This is a genomic window from Bradyrhizobium iriomotense, from assembly GCF_030160715.1.
In the GTDB taxonomy this organism is placed as follows: Bacteria; Pseudomonadota; Alphaproteobacteria; order Rhizobiales; family Xanthobacteraceae; genus Bradyrhizobium; species Bradyrhizobium iriomotense.
Window position 1 is genome coordinate 15,292 of record NZ_BSOW01000032.1, and the last position, 18,333, is coordinate 33,624.

Annotated in this window: 13 protein-coding genes; 4 read left to right on the forward strand and 9 right to left on the reverse strand. The window is 59.5% G+C overall.

Annotated features, from left to right (window positions below; all coding sequences use genetic code 11):
• Positions 1 to 2: 2 nt before the first annotated feature.
• From QQL28_RS34795 to QQL28_RS34835, 9 genes are all read right to left on the reverse strand, one after another.
• Positions 3 to 1,265: an ABC transporter substrate-binding protein gene (locus QQL28_RS34795; protein ID WP_284272977.1), complete on the reverse strand. Its 1,263-nt coding sequence runs from the start codon at positions 1,263 to 1,265 to the stop codon at positions 3 to 5.
• 118 nt (positions 1,266 to 1,383) lie between these two features.
• Positions 1,384 to 2,763, reverse strand: coding sequence for an aspartate aminotransferase family protein (locus QQL28_RS34800; RefSeq protein ID WP_284272979.1), 1,380 nt, complete (start codon positions 2,761 to 2,763; stop codon positions 1,384 to 1,386).
• 304 nt (positions 2,764 to 3,067) lie between these two features.
• Positions 3,068 to 3,274, reverse strand: coding sequence for a hypothetical protein (locus QQL28_RS34805; RefSeq protein WP_284272981.1), 207 nt, complete (start codon positions 3,272 to 3,274; stop codon positions 3,068 to 3,070).
• 65 nt (positions 3,275 to 3,339) lie between these two features.
• Positions 3,340 to 5,088, reverse strand: a complete 1,749-nt coding sequence (locus QQL28_RS34810; RefSeq protein WP_284272983.1) for a hydantoinase B/oxoprolinase family protein — start codon at positions 5,086 to 5,088, stop codon at positions 3,340 to 3,342.
• Positions 5,085 to 7,202: a hydantoinase/oxoprolinase family protein gene (locus QQL28_RS34815; RefSeq protein ID WP_284272985.1), complete on the reverse strand. Its 2,118-nt coding sequence runs from the start codon at positions 7,200 to 7,202 to the stop codon at positions 5,085 to 5,087. Before QQL28_RS34815 ends, QQL28_RS34810 begins: the two co-directional genes overlap by 4 nt.
• The gene (locus QQL28_RS34820; RefSeq protein ID WP_284272987.1) at positions 7,202 to 8,467 is read right to left on the reverse strand and encodes a Glu/Leu/Phe/Val family dehydrogenase; all 1,266 of its coding nucleotides are present in this window, start codon (positions 8,465 to 8,467) and stop codon (positions 7,202 to 7,204) included. Before QQL28_RS34820 ends, QQL28_RS34815 begins: the two co-directional genes overlap by 1 nt.
• A 189-nt stretch (positions 8,468 to 8,656) precedes the next feature.
• Positions 8,657 to 10,093, reverse strand: coding sequence for an aldehyde dehydrogenase family protein (locus QQL28_RS34825; protein WP_284272988.1), 1,437 nt, complete (start codon positions 10,091 to 10,093; stop codon positions 8,657 to 8,659).
• A gap of 178 nt (positions 10,094 to 10,271) precedes the next feature.
• Complete coding sequence (locus QQL28_RS34830) at positions 10,272 to 11,987, reverse strand: acetolactate synthase catalytic subunit (protein ID WP_284272990.1); 1,716 nt, start codon at positions 11,985 to 11,987, stop codon at positions 10,272 to 10,274.
• Positions 11,984 to 13,492, reverse strand: a complete 1,509-nt coding sequence (locus QQL28_RS34835) for an aspartate aminotransferase family protein (RefSeq protein ID WP_284272992.1) — start codon at positions 13,490 to 13,492, stop codon at positions 11,984 to 11,986. Before QQL28_RS34835 ends, QQL28_RS34830 begins: the two co-directional genes overlap by 4 nt.
• A 107-nt stretch (positions 13,493 to 13,599) precedes the next feature.
• On the opposite strand from QQL28_RS34835, the gene torT reads away from it, so the two are divergent.
• Genes torT through QQL28_RS34855 form a run of 4 tightly spaced genes read left to right on the forward strand, consistent with a single transcriptional unit; the run spans position 13,600 to position 18,284 of the window.
• Positions 13,600 to 14,667, forward strand: coding sequence for a TMAO reductase system periplasmic protein TorT (gene torT / locus QQL28_RS34840; RefSeq protein WP_284272994.1), 1,068 nt, complete (start codon positions 13,600 to 13,602; stop codon positions 14,665 to 14,667).
• A gap of 53 nt (positions 14,668 to 14,720) precedes the next feature.
• Positions 14,721 to 16,259: a sugar ABC transporter ATP-binding protein gene (locus QQL28_RS34845; protein ID WP_284272996.1), complete on the forward strand. Its 1,539-nt coding sequence runs from the start codon at positions 14,721 to 14,723 to the stop codon at positions 16,257 to 16,259.
• Positions 16,256 to 17,281, forward strand: a complete 1,026-nt coding sequence (locus QQL28_RS34850; protein ID WP_284272998.1) for an ABC transporter permease — start codon at positions 16,256 to 16,258, stop codon at positions 17,279 to 17,281. Before QQL28_RS34845 ends, QQL28_RS34850 begins: the two co-directional genes overlap by 4 nt.
• The gene (locus tag QQL28_RS34855; RefSeq protein ID WP_284272999.1) at positions 17,274 to 18,284 is read left to right on the forward strand and encodes an ABC transporter permease; all 1,011 of its coding nucleotides are present in this window, start codon (positions 17,274 to 17,276) and stop codon (positions 18,282 to 18,284) included. The genes QQL28_RS34850 and QQL28_RS34855 overlap by 8 nt, the downstream gene beginning before the upstream one ends.
• Positions 18,285 to 18,333 lie beyond the last annotated feature (49 nt).

Below are 18,333 nucleotides of genomic sequence, written 5' to 3' on the forward strand. Positions count from 1 at the left end.
TCTTAGGATGGCCGCTGCATTTTGCAGCTTGCCTGCACGGCATTGAGCACTTCACCGCCGGGGATTACTTTGATTGGGACGAAGCCCATATCCGTGCCGTCGGTGGCGAACTTGGCCCCCTGCTCCACCTTGGAAACGACGATCGGCCAAGCGATCTGATGATCGGTTGCACGCATAGTGACATCGCCGGTCGGCGCTTTATAGGAAGTCCGTTCCAACGCTTGGGCAATTTGATCGACGTCGATTTTTGAAGTTTCTGGAATGCTCTTCAGCGCCTGCTGCAGGAACAGGAGAGCCAGAATCGACTTCGCTTCGCTTGTTGACGGAACGGTGCCCATCCTAGCCTTGTAGTCGGTCCATAGTTCCTGGCCGAATGCGCCAAATGCCTGCGGATTCCACAGTTCGGCATGGAAATAGCCGAGCGCGGCTGATCCTGCTGACGAAAGTGCGCCGGGAAGGTCCAGGAAGGTGGTGGCGAACCTTACCTTGAGGCCTGCGGCCTGGACCGCCTTGAGCAGAAGCGAAAGATCATTTCCCCAATTGCCGGTGAAAACCGTATCAGCACCCGAGGCAGCTATACGGGCAGCATAGGGGCTGAAATCCTGGATCTTGTTGACGTCGTGCAGCACCTTATCGACGAGGGTGAAGTCATTCTCGCCCGCGCTCTGCTCAAGCGCTGCCTGGATATCATGGCCCCAGGAATAGTTCTGGTTGATCGAGAACACCTTTTTGCCGAGAGCATTTTCTGCCTTCATACCTGCCACAAGCGCTCGAATCCGGATGTCGGCGTTGGTCGCAAAGCGGAAGAAGTGGTAGTGACATTTGGCTCCGGTCAGCTCAAGTGCCTCAATGCCCAATCCGAAGAACAGAACTTTCGCCGCTGGATTGCGCAGGTTCCATTTGCGGACATCTTCGGTGATCTGACCGCCGATGGCAGAGGACCCGCCGTGGGCGATAATGTGGGCGCCGTCTGCGATAGCCGCCTGGGTCTTCTGCGAAGCGCCACCAGTCGTTCCCTCGGTGTCGTACTCTGCATAGATGATCTTTTGCCCGTTCCAGCCGCCTTCGGCATTTATTTTCTCGATGCCGTACTTCAGACCCAGCGACCACAAACGGTTAACGGTAGATCCTGGACCGCTCAGCGTTTCGACCGACGCGATCTTCAGTGCTGGGCGGGCTTGAGCAAGAGCAGGAGCAGGAGCAGCAAGTCCAACTGCAGCCGCACCGGCCAACTTTAGTACGTCACGGCGATCGAGAGGCATCATGTGAATTCTCCTCAAATGAGCGATGAATGTTTGAAAACTGCAGACAAGTCCGAGACAACGCGTTGCGCTCGCCGGGAGTCCCGGGATCAGCTATCGGAAGCGCAGCTACTCGTGAGGATCACCCTCCCTGACCGCTGCCGGCACCGGGCCATTTCTCCCAAGGTTGACGCGTGAAGGCATCTGCGACAGCTTGCGTGAGTGCCGCAGTCAATTGGTCGATGCTTGCGGAATCCATCGGAGTTGAAATTGCTCCCGAACAATTCGGGGTGAGGAGCACGCCGTAGTCGAGTGCACCCGCATGAACGGCTTGAAGCGTTTTAGGTGCGGGAGCGCGGCAGGATCGATAGTCGGTGATGGGCTTAGAGGTCAGATGGAGCCTGAACAATGACCCACTACCTGTCACTTGGGCTGGAATTCGCCTTTCAATAAAAGCGAGATTGATTGCCGCCCGGAGGTCAGAGCCAAGCTGGTTCAGGCGAGCAATCGTGGGCTCATCCAGCGCAGTCATAGCCGCAAGGCCGGCAGCCATTGCGAGTGGATTGGCACTAAAGGTGCCCCCAAGTGCAACGCGTGCCTTGCCTTGCGTATGATCGAAAACCGCCATCGCATGGGCACCGCCTGCGACGGCACCGATGGGCATACCACCGCCGATGATTTTCCCAAGCGTGATCAGGTCAGGACGCAGACCAAACAAGGGATGAGCGCCGGCGTATGAAAGCCGGAACGAAATCACCTCATCACTGATGATCAAGAATCCGTGCTTCTCTCGAGCAGTATGGATGACATCGATCATCTCTCTGGACACGGGCACCATACCTGCCCGAGACGGAACAGGATCGATGATGAGCCCGGCGAGCCGAGAACCTTCTTTGGCGAGAATTGCGGCGCAGCGGCTTGGATCGTTCCATGGCAAGACGATGGTATCGTCCAACACGTGTTTGGGCACGCTCTCAGACCCGCCGATTGATGCCGGGTTACCGCTTTGATCGTCCCAGGCGTCAGGATCGGGCGCGAGGCTGACCTCGACCCAGTCGTATGACCCGTGATAGGCGCCTTCAAATTTCGCGAATGCGCTTCGCCCAGTGAGAGCGCGAGCACCCTTTACCGCAAACATAACTGCCTCCGTCCCTGACATGCAGAAGCGGATTTGCTCGCAGCTCGGCGACCGACTTGTAATCAATTGGGCTAGCGCAATCTCCTTCTCGGTCGGCAATCCGAAAGCCGTTCCATTGCCAACCGTGGCACCAATGGCCTCAACCACCGGAGCGAAGGCGTGGCCGTGGATCAAAGAGAAGAAGTTATTCGCACAATCCAGAAATCGGTGGCCGTCTATATCTTCTACCCAGCAACCGGTGCCTTTTGCGGCGTACGGAGGATGCGGCGCGAACCAGGTAGCATTCCTCATACTGCCGCCGGGCACGACCTCACGCTCACGGGCAAACGCGACCGATGAATTGCTGAACCGGGCGTGCTGTTTTGAAGGAGACGTAGGCGCCACGACACCACTCCCTAGGGCGCGAAGGATGCAGCGAGGGTGCTCGCAAAGGCGGGCACTTCCTTGCGCGTTGGCCTGACGAGGAGCAGCGGTCCGGTGAGTTTCGGCGCCATGGGTTCTTCCGATGCAGATAACGGGCGTTCTGGAGAAGAGTCCTACTGTTGCGTGATATTTGATGCAACAAAATTTTTGAGGCAACTGAGGCCCAAATTTCTTGCATGCGAGCTCATGGGCAACGCGAACCAGCCGGTCCAAATCAGGAACAATGCCAGACCATCAAGGCACACGGACTCTGTCGCCGGCTCAGCTAGTCAGCTTCTATGAAACTTGAGTACAGACCAAACTCTGCAGCGATCCGTCCGCCACTGTTCGGCCGCGTCCACACGATGCCAAAAGGTCCCTTCTGGTTCAGGAAACTATCGAACGTCCAGGTTCGCCAGCCCTTGAACTTGCCTTCCGTCGCTCCCTGCAGATCAGGACGTGTGAGCAGGGCTGATTTGCTGAGGTCGCTCAAGTCATGCACTTCGCCCTCCGAACGTAGGGCTTTGCGTGGTCCAACCCTTCAGAAGCACAGTTTGGCTATGCCCTGCTTTCAGCTTTCTGGACCTGCTGACGCCGTAGGCTCGTTGCCTCCTCGTCGATGTGCAGATCTTTGCCGGTCAGGACCACTCCGTAGTCTGCCTCTGCCTTTTCACGGCTGACCATTCCATCGAGAACGTCGTTGAGGACCTCTTCCGGGGGCCGCAGATATGGCGATCCGAAGCCGCCGCCGCCGGCGGCCTTGATCGTGAGTGTCAACGGGAGAAGCCTTTCGACCCCGAAGCGAGGTGGCGCGTAAGACGAATCATCCTCGAACTTGATTGAACAGCTCCCGGTGCCGGCGGCATGTCCACCTAGAACGCCAAAGGACGTCGGGTTACCGTTGCCTTCGCCGCGGAATGAATACTCTGCGGGGTGCTGCACTTTGACGGTTGCTACCGCACCGGTGCCGCCCCGGTAGCGGCCGGGACCACCACCATCGGTGACAAACTCCTGACGCTCAACGAGGAAGGGATAGCTTGTTTCGAAGTCTTCGACGTCTGGCAATGCGAGACCGCCGAGCGTGGTGATCTGTCCCATGACATTGAATCCGTCTCGACCTTTCACAGCGCCGGCTCCAGGTTGCGCCAGCCACTGATATGCAACGTAGTATCTTCCGCTGCTATCCGTGCCCGACGTGTTGCAATGCGAGATCCGACTCCAGCCTGCGCAGCTCAGCTCGGGAGCAGTTGGGCTCAATGCCTGCCAGATCGCATGGATAATTTGATGGGCTGGATACGTGGTTGCGGAGGTGACGGGGGCTGGCGGCTTCGCGTTGACGAGCGATCCTTCAGGCGCCTCGACCCGAACGCGGCGGAAGACACCGTCGTTGCGCGGGATGTGTGCCCCGAGAAACGAAATTAGACCAAAGAGCACGGCTGATCGCGTATTCGCCAGAGAACTGTTCTTGAAGCCGCGCATCTGAGGGCTCGTGCCTGCGAAGTCGACGACAACACCACCCGGACCAATGGTAATTGTCGTCTTGATGCGTGCGTCGACGGGCTCGAAGCAGTCGTGGTCGAAGAAGTCCTCGCCGGTGTATGTTCCAGGCTTCAGCTTACGAATGGCCGCCAGGAAGCTTTCCTCTGCCCAGTCGAGCAGCGACGCGAACAACTGGTTGAGTCCCTCACCTCCCATGGGGCGCGCCATATCTTGAACGCGCTTGGCGCCGATTTCGGTGGAGCCCAGCATGGCACGGAGATCGCCGTCGAGAAGGTCGGGAGTTCTCGAGTTCAGAAGGATCAGGCGCCAAAGATCATCTTGGATTTCTCCTTGCGAGACCAGCTTGATGACGGGTATGCGCAGCCCTTCGTGAAAGATTTCCTCGGCCTTCGGATTGTAGGTTCCGGCCGCGCCGCCGCCGATATCGGATTGATGCGCACGGTTGCAGGTGAACGCGACGAGCGCGTCGTTCAGGAACACCGGTCGCATGACTGTGAAATCCGGCAAATGATTGCCGCCCGCGACATACGGGTCATTCGCGAGGAAACAATCACCGGGATTGATGCGACCTTCAAATGTTTCCAAGAGCCGTGTCAGCGCAATGCCGCCACCCCCGGTATGAATTGGAATACCATCGGCCTGAGATACGACCTGACCGGATCTGCTTCCGATGAAGCAGGAAAAGTCGTGCGACTGGCTGAAGATCGGGCTTCGCGCGGTGCGCGCCATTACCCAGCCCATTGTGCGACAGATATGATCGAGTTGCTTCTGGCCGAGCGCCAAGCTGATTGGATCGATCGCCTTCATGCCTTGCCTCCTTGAGCCGGAACAGCCAGCCGAACAACGAAGTTGTTTGTCGCGTCCACTTCCAACCTGTCATCCTTTCCGATGAACACGGTGGTCGTCATATCGTTGATGACTGCAGGTCCGATAAGATGCGCGCCTGGCCGCAGATCCGAGCCTTCATAGACGTTTGCATCTAAAGCTCCGACATTACGGCTGACGTAGACACGGCGCTGACCAGAAGGCCGCGGAACGTAATCGGCAACGGGCATTTTTTGGATTGAAACGCCCGGGAACTGTCGAGATCCGCTGACACGTAGCGCGCACGTCATGATCGGCGAATGCTTGTGAGCGTGACCATAGAGAAGGCTATAACGCTCCTCGTAGGCCGAGACGATGCTGTCGATATCATCATCCGCCCACTCAATGGAGAGCTGAGACTGCTGATCCAGGTAATTGAGATCGATGTAGCGTGTGAAGCGCGGATGGCTGCCGGCCTCGCCGTACGCCATGAGACGTGTGCGCAGCCCAATTTCCAGCTCGTACGCAACCCGCTCCAGATCCTGGAGGGCCTGCTGATTGAAGGGCCGGCGGATCGTTCGGACCTCGTCGAGGCGCACGTCGGAATTGAGCATGCCGAACGCGCAGAAGACGCCGGCAAGCCGCGGGATGTAAACCGTCGAGCAGCCGAGGCTTCGCCCCACGGAAGATGAATGCAACGCGCCGGCGCCGCCAACGGCAACGAGCGTAAAGTCGCGAAGGTCAAAGCCGCGCTCCGCACTCACATGCTCCACAGCATGGCGCAGGTTCTGGTCCATCAGCTCGACGACGCCAAGCGCGGCCGCTTCGGGTGCAAGGCCGACAGTGTCGCCATAGACGCGCTGCAGTGCCTGCCGGGCCGCCTGATCGTCAAGATCGAGCGTGCCGCCGGCGAAGGGCCCGGGTGCAAGACGTCCGAGGACGAGCTGGGCGTCGGTGTTGGTCGGGCTCTGTCCGCCGCGCCGATAGCAGACCGGGCCGGGTATCGATCCGGCGCCATCGGGCCCGAGCGTGACCATTCCGCCAGCATCGAGACGAGCAATACTGCCCCCGCCGGCGCTCACAGAATGAATGTCCACGCTCGGCACAAGGGCGAGGTATCCCGCAATATCGATCCGGTCGGTCGAATGGACGCGGCCCCCTTCCATCAAGGCGAGGTCGCAGCTCGTCCCTCCCATTTCCAGGGAGATCAGATTGTCGGTCCCCGCCGTCGCCGCAACATGTCTCAGCGCACCTACTTGTGCCGCAGGTCCTGACAGAAGCAGGCAGGCGGGATTGCGCGCGATTTCGTCAACGGATGCGATACCCCCGTTGCTTTGAATGAGGAGCAGCGGACCGAACAGTCCGTTCTGCCGCAAAATGCCTTCCAGAGACCGCAGATAGGGAACGACACGTCTTGAGACGTAGGCCGCAAGGACAGTCGAGGACGTGCGACCATATTCGCCAGCATAAGGCGAGATCTCATGGGAGCAAAAGATCGCGTCCGGATCCCAGTCCGCCGAAAGGATCTCCATGGCGCGACGCTCCTGCGCGCCGTTGGCGTAGCTGTGGAGGAAGGACACTGCGACACAATCGAGGCCGGCAGCCTTGAATGCCGCAGATCCCGCCTTGACGTCGCTTTCATTCAACGCCGTGAGCTCTCGCCCATCCTTGTCGAGCCGCCCCCCCACTGGCAGGCGCCAGCGGCGTGGCACGAGCACTTTGGGAAACGACGGACGATGGTTCCAGGGAACCTCGCGGATGCCCCGCCGGATTTCAAGCGTGTCGCGAAAGCCCTTGGTGGTGAGAAGCCCGACTTTTGCGCCCTTGCCTTCGAGCACGGTGTTCGTCGCAATCGTCGAACCATGCACCAGCATCGAGCATCCGCGAAGCAGATCCTTGGTGGCAAGTCCAAGGCGCCGCGCGAGCCCCTCAAGTGCCGCCATCACGCCAGCGGTCGGATCGTCGGGCCTCGAAGGCGATTTGAGGACCTCGATTTGACCGTTGGCGTCGATTGCCACCACATCGGTAAAGGTGCCTCCGATGTCGATTCCGATCCGCCAGGGGGCAACAAGCATTGGTCTCTCCGTTTCGGTGCTATGGGTCGGAACAACAGTCATTACGGAAAAAGACCTCGGGTACTCTTGGCTGATTGCACAACACTTACGCCGATAGCCATGGCCGCCAAGCGATGAGAAATACGATCGCGCTTGGCGCGGGCAATCACTTGCCGGAAGGAGCGCTCGAGAATGCGGTAGAGGCGCTCGAACACTTCGGCCTCTTCCCAGAATAGCCGCTGCAGATCCTGCACCCATTCGAAATAGCTGACGATGACCCCGCCCGCGTTACAGAGAATATCAGGCAGCACGAAAATCTCGTCGCGGCGCCGATCGAGAATGGCATCGGCTTCAGGTGTCGTTGGACCGTTGGCGCCCTCGGCGAGAATGCGACATTTAAGCTCGGAGGCATTTTGACCTGTAATCACCTGCTCCATCGCAGCTGGTACGAGCACATCGCATTTTCGCAGCAGCAGCTCCGAAGGCTCGATTGCGCTCTGGGTCGAAAAGCCTGCCAGCCGACCCCGCTTGGCGACGTGTCTCTGTAGCTCCGCAACATCCAGCCCCGCTGGATCATAGTATGCGGCGGTATGATCGCTGACACCGATGACTTTCACGCCTTTCTCCGCAAGAGAATAGGCTGTCACTGACCCGACATTACCGAACCCCTGGACAATTGCAGTCGCATTGCCCGCCTTGATCCCAAGATGGTCGAGGGCCCGGCCGACCAGATAAGCGACCCCGCGCCCGGTCGCTTCGCGGCGGCCAAGTGTACCTCCTGCCGACACTGGCTTTCCGGTTACGATCTCGTTGATCGTCTGGCCCTGGTACATGGAATACGTGTCCATGAACCAAGCCATGACCTGCTCATTCGTGCCCATGTCCGGCGCCATGACATCGGTATGCGGCCCGACGAAGGGTATCATCTCCTGCATATAGCGCCGGGACAGCGCTTCGAGTTCGCGCGGTGACAGCGTGTACGGATCGACGGTGATGCCTCCCTTTGCTCCGCCATAGGGAAGTCCCGCCAGCGCGCATTTCCAGCTCATCCACACAGCCAGTGCAGCAACCTCGCCGACGTCGACGGAGGGAGCGAACCTTGTACCGCCCTTCGTAGGCCCCAGCGTCAGGTGATGCTGCACCCTGTAGCCTTGGAAAACTTCCGTTCGGCCATCATCCCGGTGAATCGGGCAGGACACTGCGATTGCGCGCTTGGGATAAAGCAGCCGATCCCTCTCCATCTCTGGGATCTGCAGATGATCAGCAACCTGGTCGAACTGCTGCCTCGCCATCTCGAAAACGGGACCGCCATAGATTGATTTGCTCATCGTCAGTCATCTCATCGAACTGGATCTAGAGCCCGCCCAAAAGGGCTCGGCTCGAAAGAGAAAAAGTGGCCGCCCCATGAAGGGACGGCCAGTTGACGTTCGTCGAGGGAGGAAGACTGTTGCGACGAACGAAACGAACACGTCAGGCTCGGTGCATGATTCACGTGCGCCCGATACAGTTTGCGGCTCTCAGAGACCATGATGGATCGTCACGGTTTTCAGAACGCCAAAGCCATACAGCGCCTCAAATCCCTTCTCCCGGCCGAAACCGGATCCCCTCACACCACCAAACGGCAATTCGACGCCACCACCGGCACCGTAATTGTTCACGAACACTTGCCCCGCCTCGATATTGCGGGACAGGCGCATCGATCTGCCAAGGTCGGACGTCCACACACCGGCAACAAGCCCGTAGGGTGTACCGTTGGCGATGCGCAGCGCGTCCTCCTCGTCACGGAAGCGCAAGGCAACCAGCACGGGGCCGAAGATCTCCTCTTGTGCCAATGCATGCTCTGCTGGGACTTCACCGATCAGGGTCGGTTTGACGTAGTAGCCGCCGGAAGGCAGGTTCGTACCGAAGGAGCCCTCCGCCAGAATCTGCAATCCATCGCGCCGCGCGCTGTCGAGATAACCCTCGATCCGGGTCCGCTGCGCAGCGTTGACAACGGGACCGAGATCGAGGTCCTGACTAGCGGAGCCGACACGAAGCGCCTTGAACCTCTTGGCGAGCTGGTTTGTAAATTTCTCGTAGATGTCGTCCTGGATCAAGACGCGCGAGCCTGCGCTGCAGGTCTGACCGGAATTGTGCACGATGCCCCTGACGATCGTGGCGCCGGCCTCCTCGAGAGGCGCATCCGAGAAGACGATCTGCGGTGATTTTCCGCCCAGTTCGAGTGTGACCGGAATGGTGTTTCTGGCTGCGGCGATCTGGATCAGGCGACCGACCTCGCGAGACCCCGTGAAGCTGATATGTCCGATGCCTGGATGCACGGACAGCGCCGCGCCAGCCTCTTCACCAAGGCCCGTCACGACATTGAACACCCCTGGCGGAAAGCCCGCCTCCTCGGCAAGCTTTGCCAGTGCAAGCGCCGACAGGGACGTGTCCTCGGCAGGTTTAAGGACAATCGCGTTGCCCATGACAAGCGAGGGGGCGACCGATCGGCCCGTCATTTGAAGCGGGTAGTTCCAGGGGACGATATGGGCGGTCACGCCGTGCGGCTCGTAGAATGTCATCACGGTGAAGCCGCTTTGGAACGGGATGGTCTCGCCATGCACCTTGTCCGCGGCAGCGCCATAATATTCGAAGTACCTCGCGCAAACAGCAACGTCGCTAAGTGCGACTGTCATCGGCTTTCCGACGTCGTCGCTTTCGAGCTTTGCAAGATTTTCCGCGTCGCGGCGAATGAGATCAGCCAGCTTAAAGAGGAGCCGGCCGCGCGAGACCGCGTCCATCTTTCCCCAAGGTCCCTTGCGAGCGGCTTGAGCTGCCGCAACTGCAGCGTCAATTTCCGACGCGCCACCACACGCGATCTCCGCGATTTTAGTGCCGTCGGAGGGGTTGATGACGTCAAGGGTCTTGGCCGAGTCAACCCAGCGTCCGGCGATATAGTGTTGATGAACGTTCATTGCAGTCTCAGTTGTTCTAGGCAAATCGTTATGGCTGCGCCCATTGGCGGTGTCGGCCATCAGACGCAGCGACAAATCCAAAAAGGGTTCCGAAGAGCTCGCCCCTGGGCGAGCCTCCGATACCCATTCTCCTTCGAGGACGCACGCTTATATTGCGCCGCCCCCACACATGTTCTTCTCAAACAGCAGCGAGGCCATGATCAAGCGTACCGTCGAAAAGCGAGATGGGAGGATGAGCCGAAGGATCGGTTGTGACCTCGATCAACCACGGTCTCTTCTCTGCCAGCGCAAGATCGAGCGTCTTACCCAGTTCACCTGGTGCTGAAACCACCGCGCCTCCGCAACCGCACGCGCGGGCGATCGCAGCATGATCAACGGGTGAGAAGTGGCAGGCGGTCGTGTAGCTGCCGAACTTCACCGTCTCTGCATCTTTTTGAAAGCCGAGAATGCCGTTGTTGAGCACGATGACGACGACGGGCACATTGCTGCGGACTAAGGTTTCAAGTTCAGCCCAACTGTGCGCAAAACCGCCGTCTCCGACCAAGGCAACGACAGGGCTGGCCGGCCGGGCGAGCTTGGCGCCGATAGCAAGCGGCAATCCCCAGCCGAGTCCCGCCAAACCGCGGGGCGTGATGAAGCGCTGGCCTGCGGTCCGGCTCCGAAGCTGACCGACAACCCACATCGACGAGTAGCTTGCGTCGGCGACGACGATCATTTCTGGCGTTAGACGCGCTTGGAGCTCGCGCATCACGCGCTCAGGCCGGATCGGGTTGCCGTTGCTGCCTGAAAATACCGAGCGCTCCTCTTCAAAACTCTTCCAGGCCGCAGCGATACGCTTCTCCAGACCAGCCCGCATATCGCGGCGAGCTGAGAGGTCAACGTGTTCGATGGCGGCAGCAAGCGCCTCCAATGTTGCTGCGGCATCGCCAACGAGGCGCGTTGCCTCATAATTTCGCCCGATCTCCTGGGGGTCGACATCGATGTGGATGACGCGTGCATTTGCGGGAAGTTGTCGCCAGCTGTCAGTTCCGTTCTGGTTGGTGCGCGTCCCGACAAGAATGATGAGATCGGCCTCCTGGAGGATCGGCAAGGTATGTCTGCCGAGCGAGCGAGGACCGACCAAAGCGCCAAGGACACCCGCGGAGAGCGGGTGCGTTTCGTCGACTGCGCCTTTGCCCATGTTTGTGGTAAAGACCGGCAGATGCGCGATGTTCTGCAACTTGGCCATAGCAGCGGCGGCGGCGGGAGATGCAACGCCGCCGCCAGCAACGACGACCGGAGCCTTCGCCGCTGCGATCGATGCCGCCGCCGCGCAAATCTCTGCCTCGCTCGGACGCGTCCGATCGATGGGCCATTCCCCAAAGCTCGACCGGCGCTCGCGAGTTGATGTGGGAGCCTTTTCGCGCAAGAGGTCGGCCGGTAGCAATAGAACAGTCGGCCCAGGCCGGCCGCTGCCGGCGGCAACAAAGGCTGCATCGACATAGTCATCGATGCGATCGGCCGTGATGACCCGCCGCACTGATTTAGCGCAGGACGAGAACAGCGCGAAGTGATCAAGCTCCTGGAATGCATTCCGGTCGAGCTGGTTGCGTTCGACCTCCTGGACCAAGGCGACGATGGGAACGCTCGCCTTGTAGGCCTCGGCAAGAGGCGGGACGAGCAAGGTGGCCGCAGGCCCATTCTGAGCAGCAACGACAGCGATCTGCCCGGAAACGCGTGCAAAGCCGTCGGCCATCGCGCCGCCCATGTTCTCTTGGCGATAGGCGAGCTGGCGAATACCGATCGCTTCGCAAGCGAGAATGACCGCTGAGGGTAGGCTTTGCCCGAAAATCAGCTTCACGCCATGGCGTTGCAAGGCCAGAGCAATACGCTGCGCAACTGTTACTTCGGTCACTTCTGCACCTCAATGGCTTCCAACCGGTCTTGATGATTGTCGAGGAAACCCTCGAACACTTCGATAATGATTTCAGCGTCGGCGCGCATCATCGGCGTCGAGAGCGCAGCTGCTGCGCCATATGGCAGAATGATGCCGTTGGCGGCGAAGAAGCGCGTAAGTTCCTTCATGACCGCCGCCCCGCCTGCAGTCGGATATGCATCGCGATAATCAATAGGTGCTCGTGCCATCGGATGAATACGAAACAGAGAGGCCGCCCCCGTCACACAGAGCGAGACGCCCCTCTTTTGGATCACCCGGCTAATTCCGTCCCGCACGAAATTACCGAGCGTCTCAAGATGAGCAAAGGCCGCGTGGTCCAGGTGCCGCATCGAGGCAAGGCCGGCGATCATCGACAAGGGATTGGCGGAGAACGTCCCGCCCTGTGGCAGCATCGGCCGGCCCGCCGAGGCGTCAAACACCTTCATCACGTCCTCGCGGCCACCGATTGCTCCAATGGGCAGACCACCGCCGATAATCTTGCCCATTGTGACGAGGTCCGGAACGAGGCCATAGCGCGCCGCAGCCCCTTCGAAACTCTGCCGAAGATTCAAGACCTCATCAGCGATCACCAGCACGCCATTTTCGCGAGCTGTCTGCTGAACCGCAGCGATGAATTCCGCACTAGGCGCAGTCAGACCACCGCGGCTTGGCATGGGATCCAGAACAACGGCCGCAAGGTCGCGTGCATGCAACGACAACAGGCGGCGCGCCCCCTCGACATCGTTGAAGCGGAGGACGACGACTTCGTCGAGCACGCTTTGAGGCATGCCGCGATAGAAGGGCGCAGACTTGGGCGAAGCAGGATCACCCCAATTATCCGGCGTCGCCGCCTGACTCACCTCAACCCAATCATAGGCGCCGTGATAGGCACCCTCGAGCTTGGCGATTTTTGACCGACCGGTGAACGCCCGAGCGGCCTTGACCGCAAAGAGCACCGCCTCGGTCCCCGTATTGACAAAACGAACCCGGTCGACCCGTGGAATACGGTCGCAAAGCAGCTCCGCGAGCTCGATTTCGCCGCGGGTCGGATTTGCAAAACAACTACCGCGCTGCAGTTGGTCGGTTAGCGCTTCGACAACAGGCGCGAATGCATGACCATGGATCAGCGTCGTGAAGTTGCAGTTGAGATCCAGGAATCGCCGGCCATCGATGTCGAACACGTAGCTGCCTGATCCGCGCTCGATGTAGACCGGCTCCGGGTCCCGCTCAATGGTGACCCGCGAGGTCCCGTCCGGGAAAACAAGCCGCGCCCGAGCGAAGCTGTCTTTAGAGCCTTGCCCAGCACGCGCAAATTCCGTCCTCGTATTCGAACCTGCCCGACCCCTTGTCACGACTTCCTCACCCGTTTGACTGGAGGTCTGCAAGTAGCGCGATTTGATATTTGATGCAACAAAAATATGGACGCTCTGACAACGTTCCGCTTTGCGGTGCAAAACCTTTATACTTGCCCAAACTTTCAGCATTCCCCTGCTTGATTGCCGAAGACTTTTTGTTGCATCATATTTGATACATGAGCACGTCTGGTTGGCTTGTCGCCTGTCAGTCCATTTCTCAAAGGATGGGGACATTGATGAAAAAGTTCTTCGGATTGTTCTTGTTTTCTGTTGCCCTCCCGTTCGCGATCAAGGTCGCGCCCGCGTCTGCGGGGGACGCAAAGTGGTATCCCTTCAAGATGAACGACGCCTCGGCGGATACGGTGAAGGTCGTCGACTATTCGCCCGTCGAAAAAGCCGAAAAGCGTCACAAGATCTGCGTGCTGTTCCCGCACATGAAGGACAGCTTCTGGGTTGCTGTCGCCTACGGCATCACCGAGCAGTCGAAGGCGCTCGGCGTGAACATGAATCTGTATGAGGCGGGCGGATACGACAATCTGCCCAAGCAGCTGTCGCAGTTTGACGACTGCGTTGCGAGCGGCGCAGACGCGATCGTCATCGGTGTGATCTCCACCGTCGGCGTTGCCAAACAGGTCCTGGCGGCGAAGGCGAAGAGCATCCCTGTCATCGCTGTGACAAACAGTTTCATTTCGCGTGACCTGACTGCCGGCGTGTTCGTTGATCTCAAGTCGATGGCGAGCGCCTCTGCCAACGCACTGCTCGCCAGCGTCAAGGCGGGCGAAGCCGCAAACGTCGTGACGTTCCCTGGCCCCGCCGGTTCGGGCTGGGCAGAGACCATGAACAAGGATTTCGAGACTGTCGTCGCGAATAATCCGAACGTGAAGACGCTCTCCTCCAAGTTCGGGGACACCGGTGTCGCGGTGCAGCTACAATTGGTTCAGGACGCGCTGCAGGCCTACCCCTCCATGAATTACATCTGGGGGACCGCTCCAACAGCAGAAGCTGCCATCGGAGCGTTGGCCGAGGCAGGTCGTAGCGACGTCAAAATCATCTCGACTTACGAAAACCAGGCGATGCTTGATGCACTCAAGCGCGGCGACATTACCGCCTTTACGACTCAGTACCCGGTTATCGAGGGCCGAGTGGCGATCGACCAGGCGGTGCGCATCCTCGACAAGAAGCCCTTTATCCGACTGGTGCAGCCGATCGCGGGCGTGATCGACAAGACCACGATGGGCAAGATGGACATGTCCACGGTGCTGGCGCCAGCCAGCTGGAGCCCTGTGTACAGCGTCAAGCAGTAACCGGTTGCGTTCGTAGGCGACAAGTGTCGGAAGCGCTTGTGGAGACATCTCAGATGGCAAAAGAGGAAGCTTCTGAGCCGATTCTGATCCTTCGAGGGATCACCAAACGCTTCCAGGGCATCACCGCGCTAAGGCAGGTTGATTTCGATGTCCGAGCCGGCGAAGTCCATGTGCTCTTCGGTGAGAACGGCGCCGGCAAGTCAACGTTGATCAATATCATCGCAGGTACGTTCCAGCCTGACGAGGGCGCCTACCGGTTCGATGGGCTACATCTAAGCCATCTCACCCCTCACCGTGCGCGCGGTGCGGGCATTTGCGCCGTGTTTCAGGAGTTTTCGCTCGCGCCAAACCTGACGGTGGTTGAGAACCTCTTCCTTGGCCGTGAAATTAGACGCGGAGGGATTCTCGACCTTGCGACAATGCGACGGCGCGCTTCTGATCTCATTGAGGAATTGGGCTTCGACCTTGAGCTCGACCGCCAGGTCGGAATGCTGTCGCGAGCACATCAACAAATGGTCGAAATTGCGAAGGCGCTGCTCGGAGAACCAAGAATCCTGATTCTCGACGAGCCAACGGCATCCCTTACGGAACGAGAAGCAGGGCGCCTTTTCGAGCTCGTGGCAGCGCTCAAGGCACGAGGCGTCGGAATTATCTACGTATCGCATCGCATGCGGGAAATCAGAGCGCTTGCTGACCGCATCACCGTGCTTCGCGATGGCCAGCTTGTGCGAACGCTCGAGGCTGCCGGAGTACAGGACGCGGACCTTGTAGAACTAATGACCGGTCGCAAGATCGACGGCCTGTTCCCGACTTTCGACCACAAACCGGGGCGCGTTGCCATCGAAGTGCAAGGCTTGTCGGCTGCCCGAGGTGCGGTCTGCGACGTGGACTTCGTGGCCCACGCAGGCGAGATCACGGGCATCGCAGGCCTCGTTGGCTGCGGCAAGTCCGAGTTGGTGCGCGCCATCTACGGGCTTGAACAGATCGAGCACGGAGAGATTCGGCTTCATGACGTGGCGCAGAACACGTTATCGCCAAGGCATAGTCTCCGTCGTGGCGTCGTCTACTTCCCTGCTAATCGCGCAACGGAAGGTTTGGCGCTCGCGCGTGTTGTGCGGGAAAACGCCTCGATGTCGAGTTTGGACGTTCGGGAAATCGCCCGACTGGGCCTTTTGGATACGCGGAACGAGCGTTCCCTTGTCCAGCAAGCAGTTGATCGATTGAAACTGCGTCCCCCCAACCTTGAACGACCAGCCGGCAGGCTTTCCGGCGGTAACCGGCAGAAGGTGATGCTCGCCAGGGGGCTGATGCGCGACCTTTCGGTCTTCTTATTCGACGAGCCGACTGTAGGCATTGATGTTGGCGCGAAGCGCGAAGTCTACGACTTCATGGGCAGACTTCTCCAGGCCGGTGCCGCAGTGGTGGTGGTTTCTTCCGAACTTCCTGAGGTCCTGGCCTTGTCGAACCGACTTTATGTGATGCATCACGGACGAATCGTCACTCAGCTCGAGGGGAGCGAGAAGACCGAGCAAAACGTTCTGGCCAGCTTCTTCCGCAGTGAAGCGAATGCCGCAACAGGAGCAGCGTCTTGACCGTTGAAGAAGCAGACATGCGCTCGTCTTCGCGGGGCGATCTGAGGGCGCTTTCGCGCTGGATATCCGCCATCGGCATTCTGCCGGTCCTCCTAACGGTCCTGATTTTGGGGATGTGCATCATCGATCCAAGGTTTTCCGGAGTTGCCAACGTAACGAACATTCTTCGAAACGCATCCGTGCTCGCGATCGTCGCGTTCGGCCAGGCCCTCGTGCTTATCGCCGGCGGCTTCGATCTGTCGGTTGGTGCGATCGTTGCCCTCGCAAGCGAAATTGCTGCCGTAACCATGCGCTGGGCTGGGACGGCGTTTCCCGAGCAGGATGCTCTTATCATCGCGCTCGGTGTCGGCGCGGCGCTTGGAACGGGAATTCTGGTCGGCCTTGTCAACGGAATTTGCGTAGCCGTGCTCCGAATATCTGGCTTCATCGCGACACTGGGCTCAATGTCGGTAACGCTTGGCATCGCGCTGATCATCACGAACGGCATTCCGGTGTATGGCCTGCCGCAGTCATTCATAACCCAGTTCGGTCGAGCACGCTGGTTCGAGTTTCCGAGCGCAGCTTACGTCGCGATTGCCATCCTGCTTGTGCTCGCGTTCGTCCAACGTCGGACAGTCCTTGGACGCTATCTCTACGCGATCGGAGGCAACTCGGAGGCAGCGATCGTCTCCGGCATTTCGACGCGCCGGTACCAGATAGCCGCCTATGTGATATCTGGCCTGCTTGCAGCAGTGACTGGGCTACTTCTAACCGCACTTGTGGGATCGGGCCAAGCGAGCTTCGGCGGCGACCTCATGATGCTGCAATCAATCGCCGCTGCCGTGATCGGCGGGGTGAGCCTACACGGGGGCGTGGGACGCTTCGGGATGGTCGCTCTAAGCGCGATCTTTCTGAGCATCCTGTCCAATGCGCTCAACCTGTTGCGCGTTGATTCCCGAATCCAGCCCATTTTTATCGGGGTGATCCTGATTTGCGCCGTGGCGCTCGATGAAATCCGGCGCCGGAGGACCGTCCATGACTGATCGTGAGGCCAGCATGAGCGCCCCCTCTCCTGCCGCGCTCGCAGGCCGGATCCATGTTTCGCCCGTGCAGCTGATTCTGCCGGCCGGCGTCGTGATCTTGTTCACAGGTTTCGCCCTGGCAGATCACCGGGTGATGTCGTCGGCAAATCTCATCAACATTCTGCAGCAGACGAGCTTTCTGTTTCTGTTCGCCATGGCGCAGACGATCGTGATTATAGGCAGGGGTTTTGATCTATCTCTTGGTCCGACCGCGTCGATGGTGAGTGTCGGGTCCGCGCTCGCGATGGCGGTGCTTGGCACCGGACATGCCGGCGAGCCGGTGATCGTGCTGGCTGGCCTTGCGGCCGGCGCGGTACTCGGCGCCCTCGTCGGGGTCTTCAACGGATCCGTTGTCGGCTTTCTGCGAGTCACTCCTTTCGTGGTGACGCTCGGAAGCTTCAATATTGCGACAGGTATCGCCACGACTTTATCGGGCGGTCATCCGGTCCAGGGCATGCCGGAGCTGTTCTTCCAGCTTCTCAGCACGGGGACAATGCTGGGCCTGCCCGCTCCCGTTGTTATCGCTATCGCTGTGGGCCTCGTGATCCATTTCGTACTGCGTCGAACTGTGTTCGGGCGCGGCCTGTACCTGATCGGCACCAACGCACGAGCCGCCGAAGTTGCGGGTGTTCCGATCCGGCTCATCCTGATGTCGGCCTATATCCTGAGCTCCGTTTTGACGGCGCTCGGCGCGATGATTTTGACGGCGCGGACGGGCTCCGGCGAACCGAGTATTGGTGGCACCCTGTCACTGCAGTCCGCGGCCGCAGCCATTGTTGGGGGCGCAAGCTTTTCGGGCGGCAGCGGTAGTGCGGGGACGGCCCTCCTCGGTTCTCTTTTCATTATCGTTCTGTCGAATGGCATGAACCTCGTCCAGATCAGCGGTTATGTGCAGATGATCGTGCTCGGCGTCATCGTGGTCGCCGGCGTGCTGCTCGATCGCCTTCGGGCGCAACGAAGCTGAGCTGCGGATCGAGCAACAACTGTCATCGACCTTTGGAGAGTACAAGTTA

What these genes read in the sequence shown, in the direction of transcription:
- QQL28_RS34825 (WP_284272988.1), bottom strand. Translation starts at nt 10,093, where the DNA reads ATGAACGTTCATCAACACTATATCGCCGGACGCTGGGTTGACTCGGCC.
- QQL28_RS34810 (WP_284272983.1), bottom strand. Translation starts at nt 5,088, where the DNA reads ATGAAGGCGATCGATCCAATCAGCTTGGCGCTCGGCCAGAAGCAACTC.
- torT (WP_284272994.1), top strand. Translation starts at nt 13,600, where the DNA reads ATGAAAAAGTTCTTCGGATTGTTCTTGTTTTCTGTTGCCCTCCCGTTC.
- QQL28_RS34845 (WP_284272996.1), top strand. Translation starts at nt 14,721, where the DNA reads ATGGCAAAAGAGGAAGCTTCTGAGCCGATTCTGATCCTTCGAGGGATC.
- QQL28_RS34820 (WP_284272987.1), bottom strand. Translation starts at nt 8,467, where the DNA reads ATGAGCAAATCAATCTATGGCGGTCCCGTTTTCGAGATGGCGAGGCAG.
- QQL28_RS34855 (WP_284272999.1), top strand. Translation starts at nt 17,274, where the DNA reads ATGACTGATCGTGAGGCCAGCATGAGCGCCCCCTCTCCTGCCGCGCTC.
- QQL28_RS34815 (WP_284272985.1), bottom strand. Translation starts at nt 7,202, where the DNA reads ATGACTGTTGTTCCGACCCATAGCACCGAAACGGAGAGACCAATGCTT.
- QQL28_RS34835 (WP_284272992.1), bottom strand. Translation starts at nt 13,492, where the DNA reads ATGCTGAAAGTTTGGGCAAGTATAAAGGTTTTGCACCGCAAAGCGGAA.
- QQL28_RS34795 (WP_284272977.1), bottom strand. Translation starts at nt 1,265, where the DNA reads ATGATGCCTCTCGATCGCCGTGACGTACTAAAGTTGGCCGGTGCGGCT.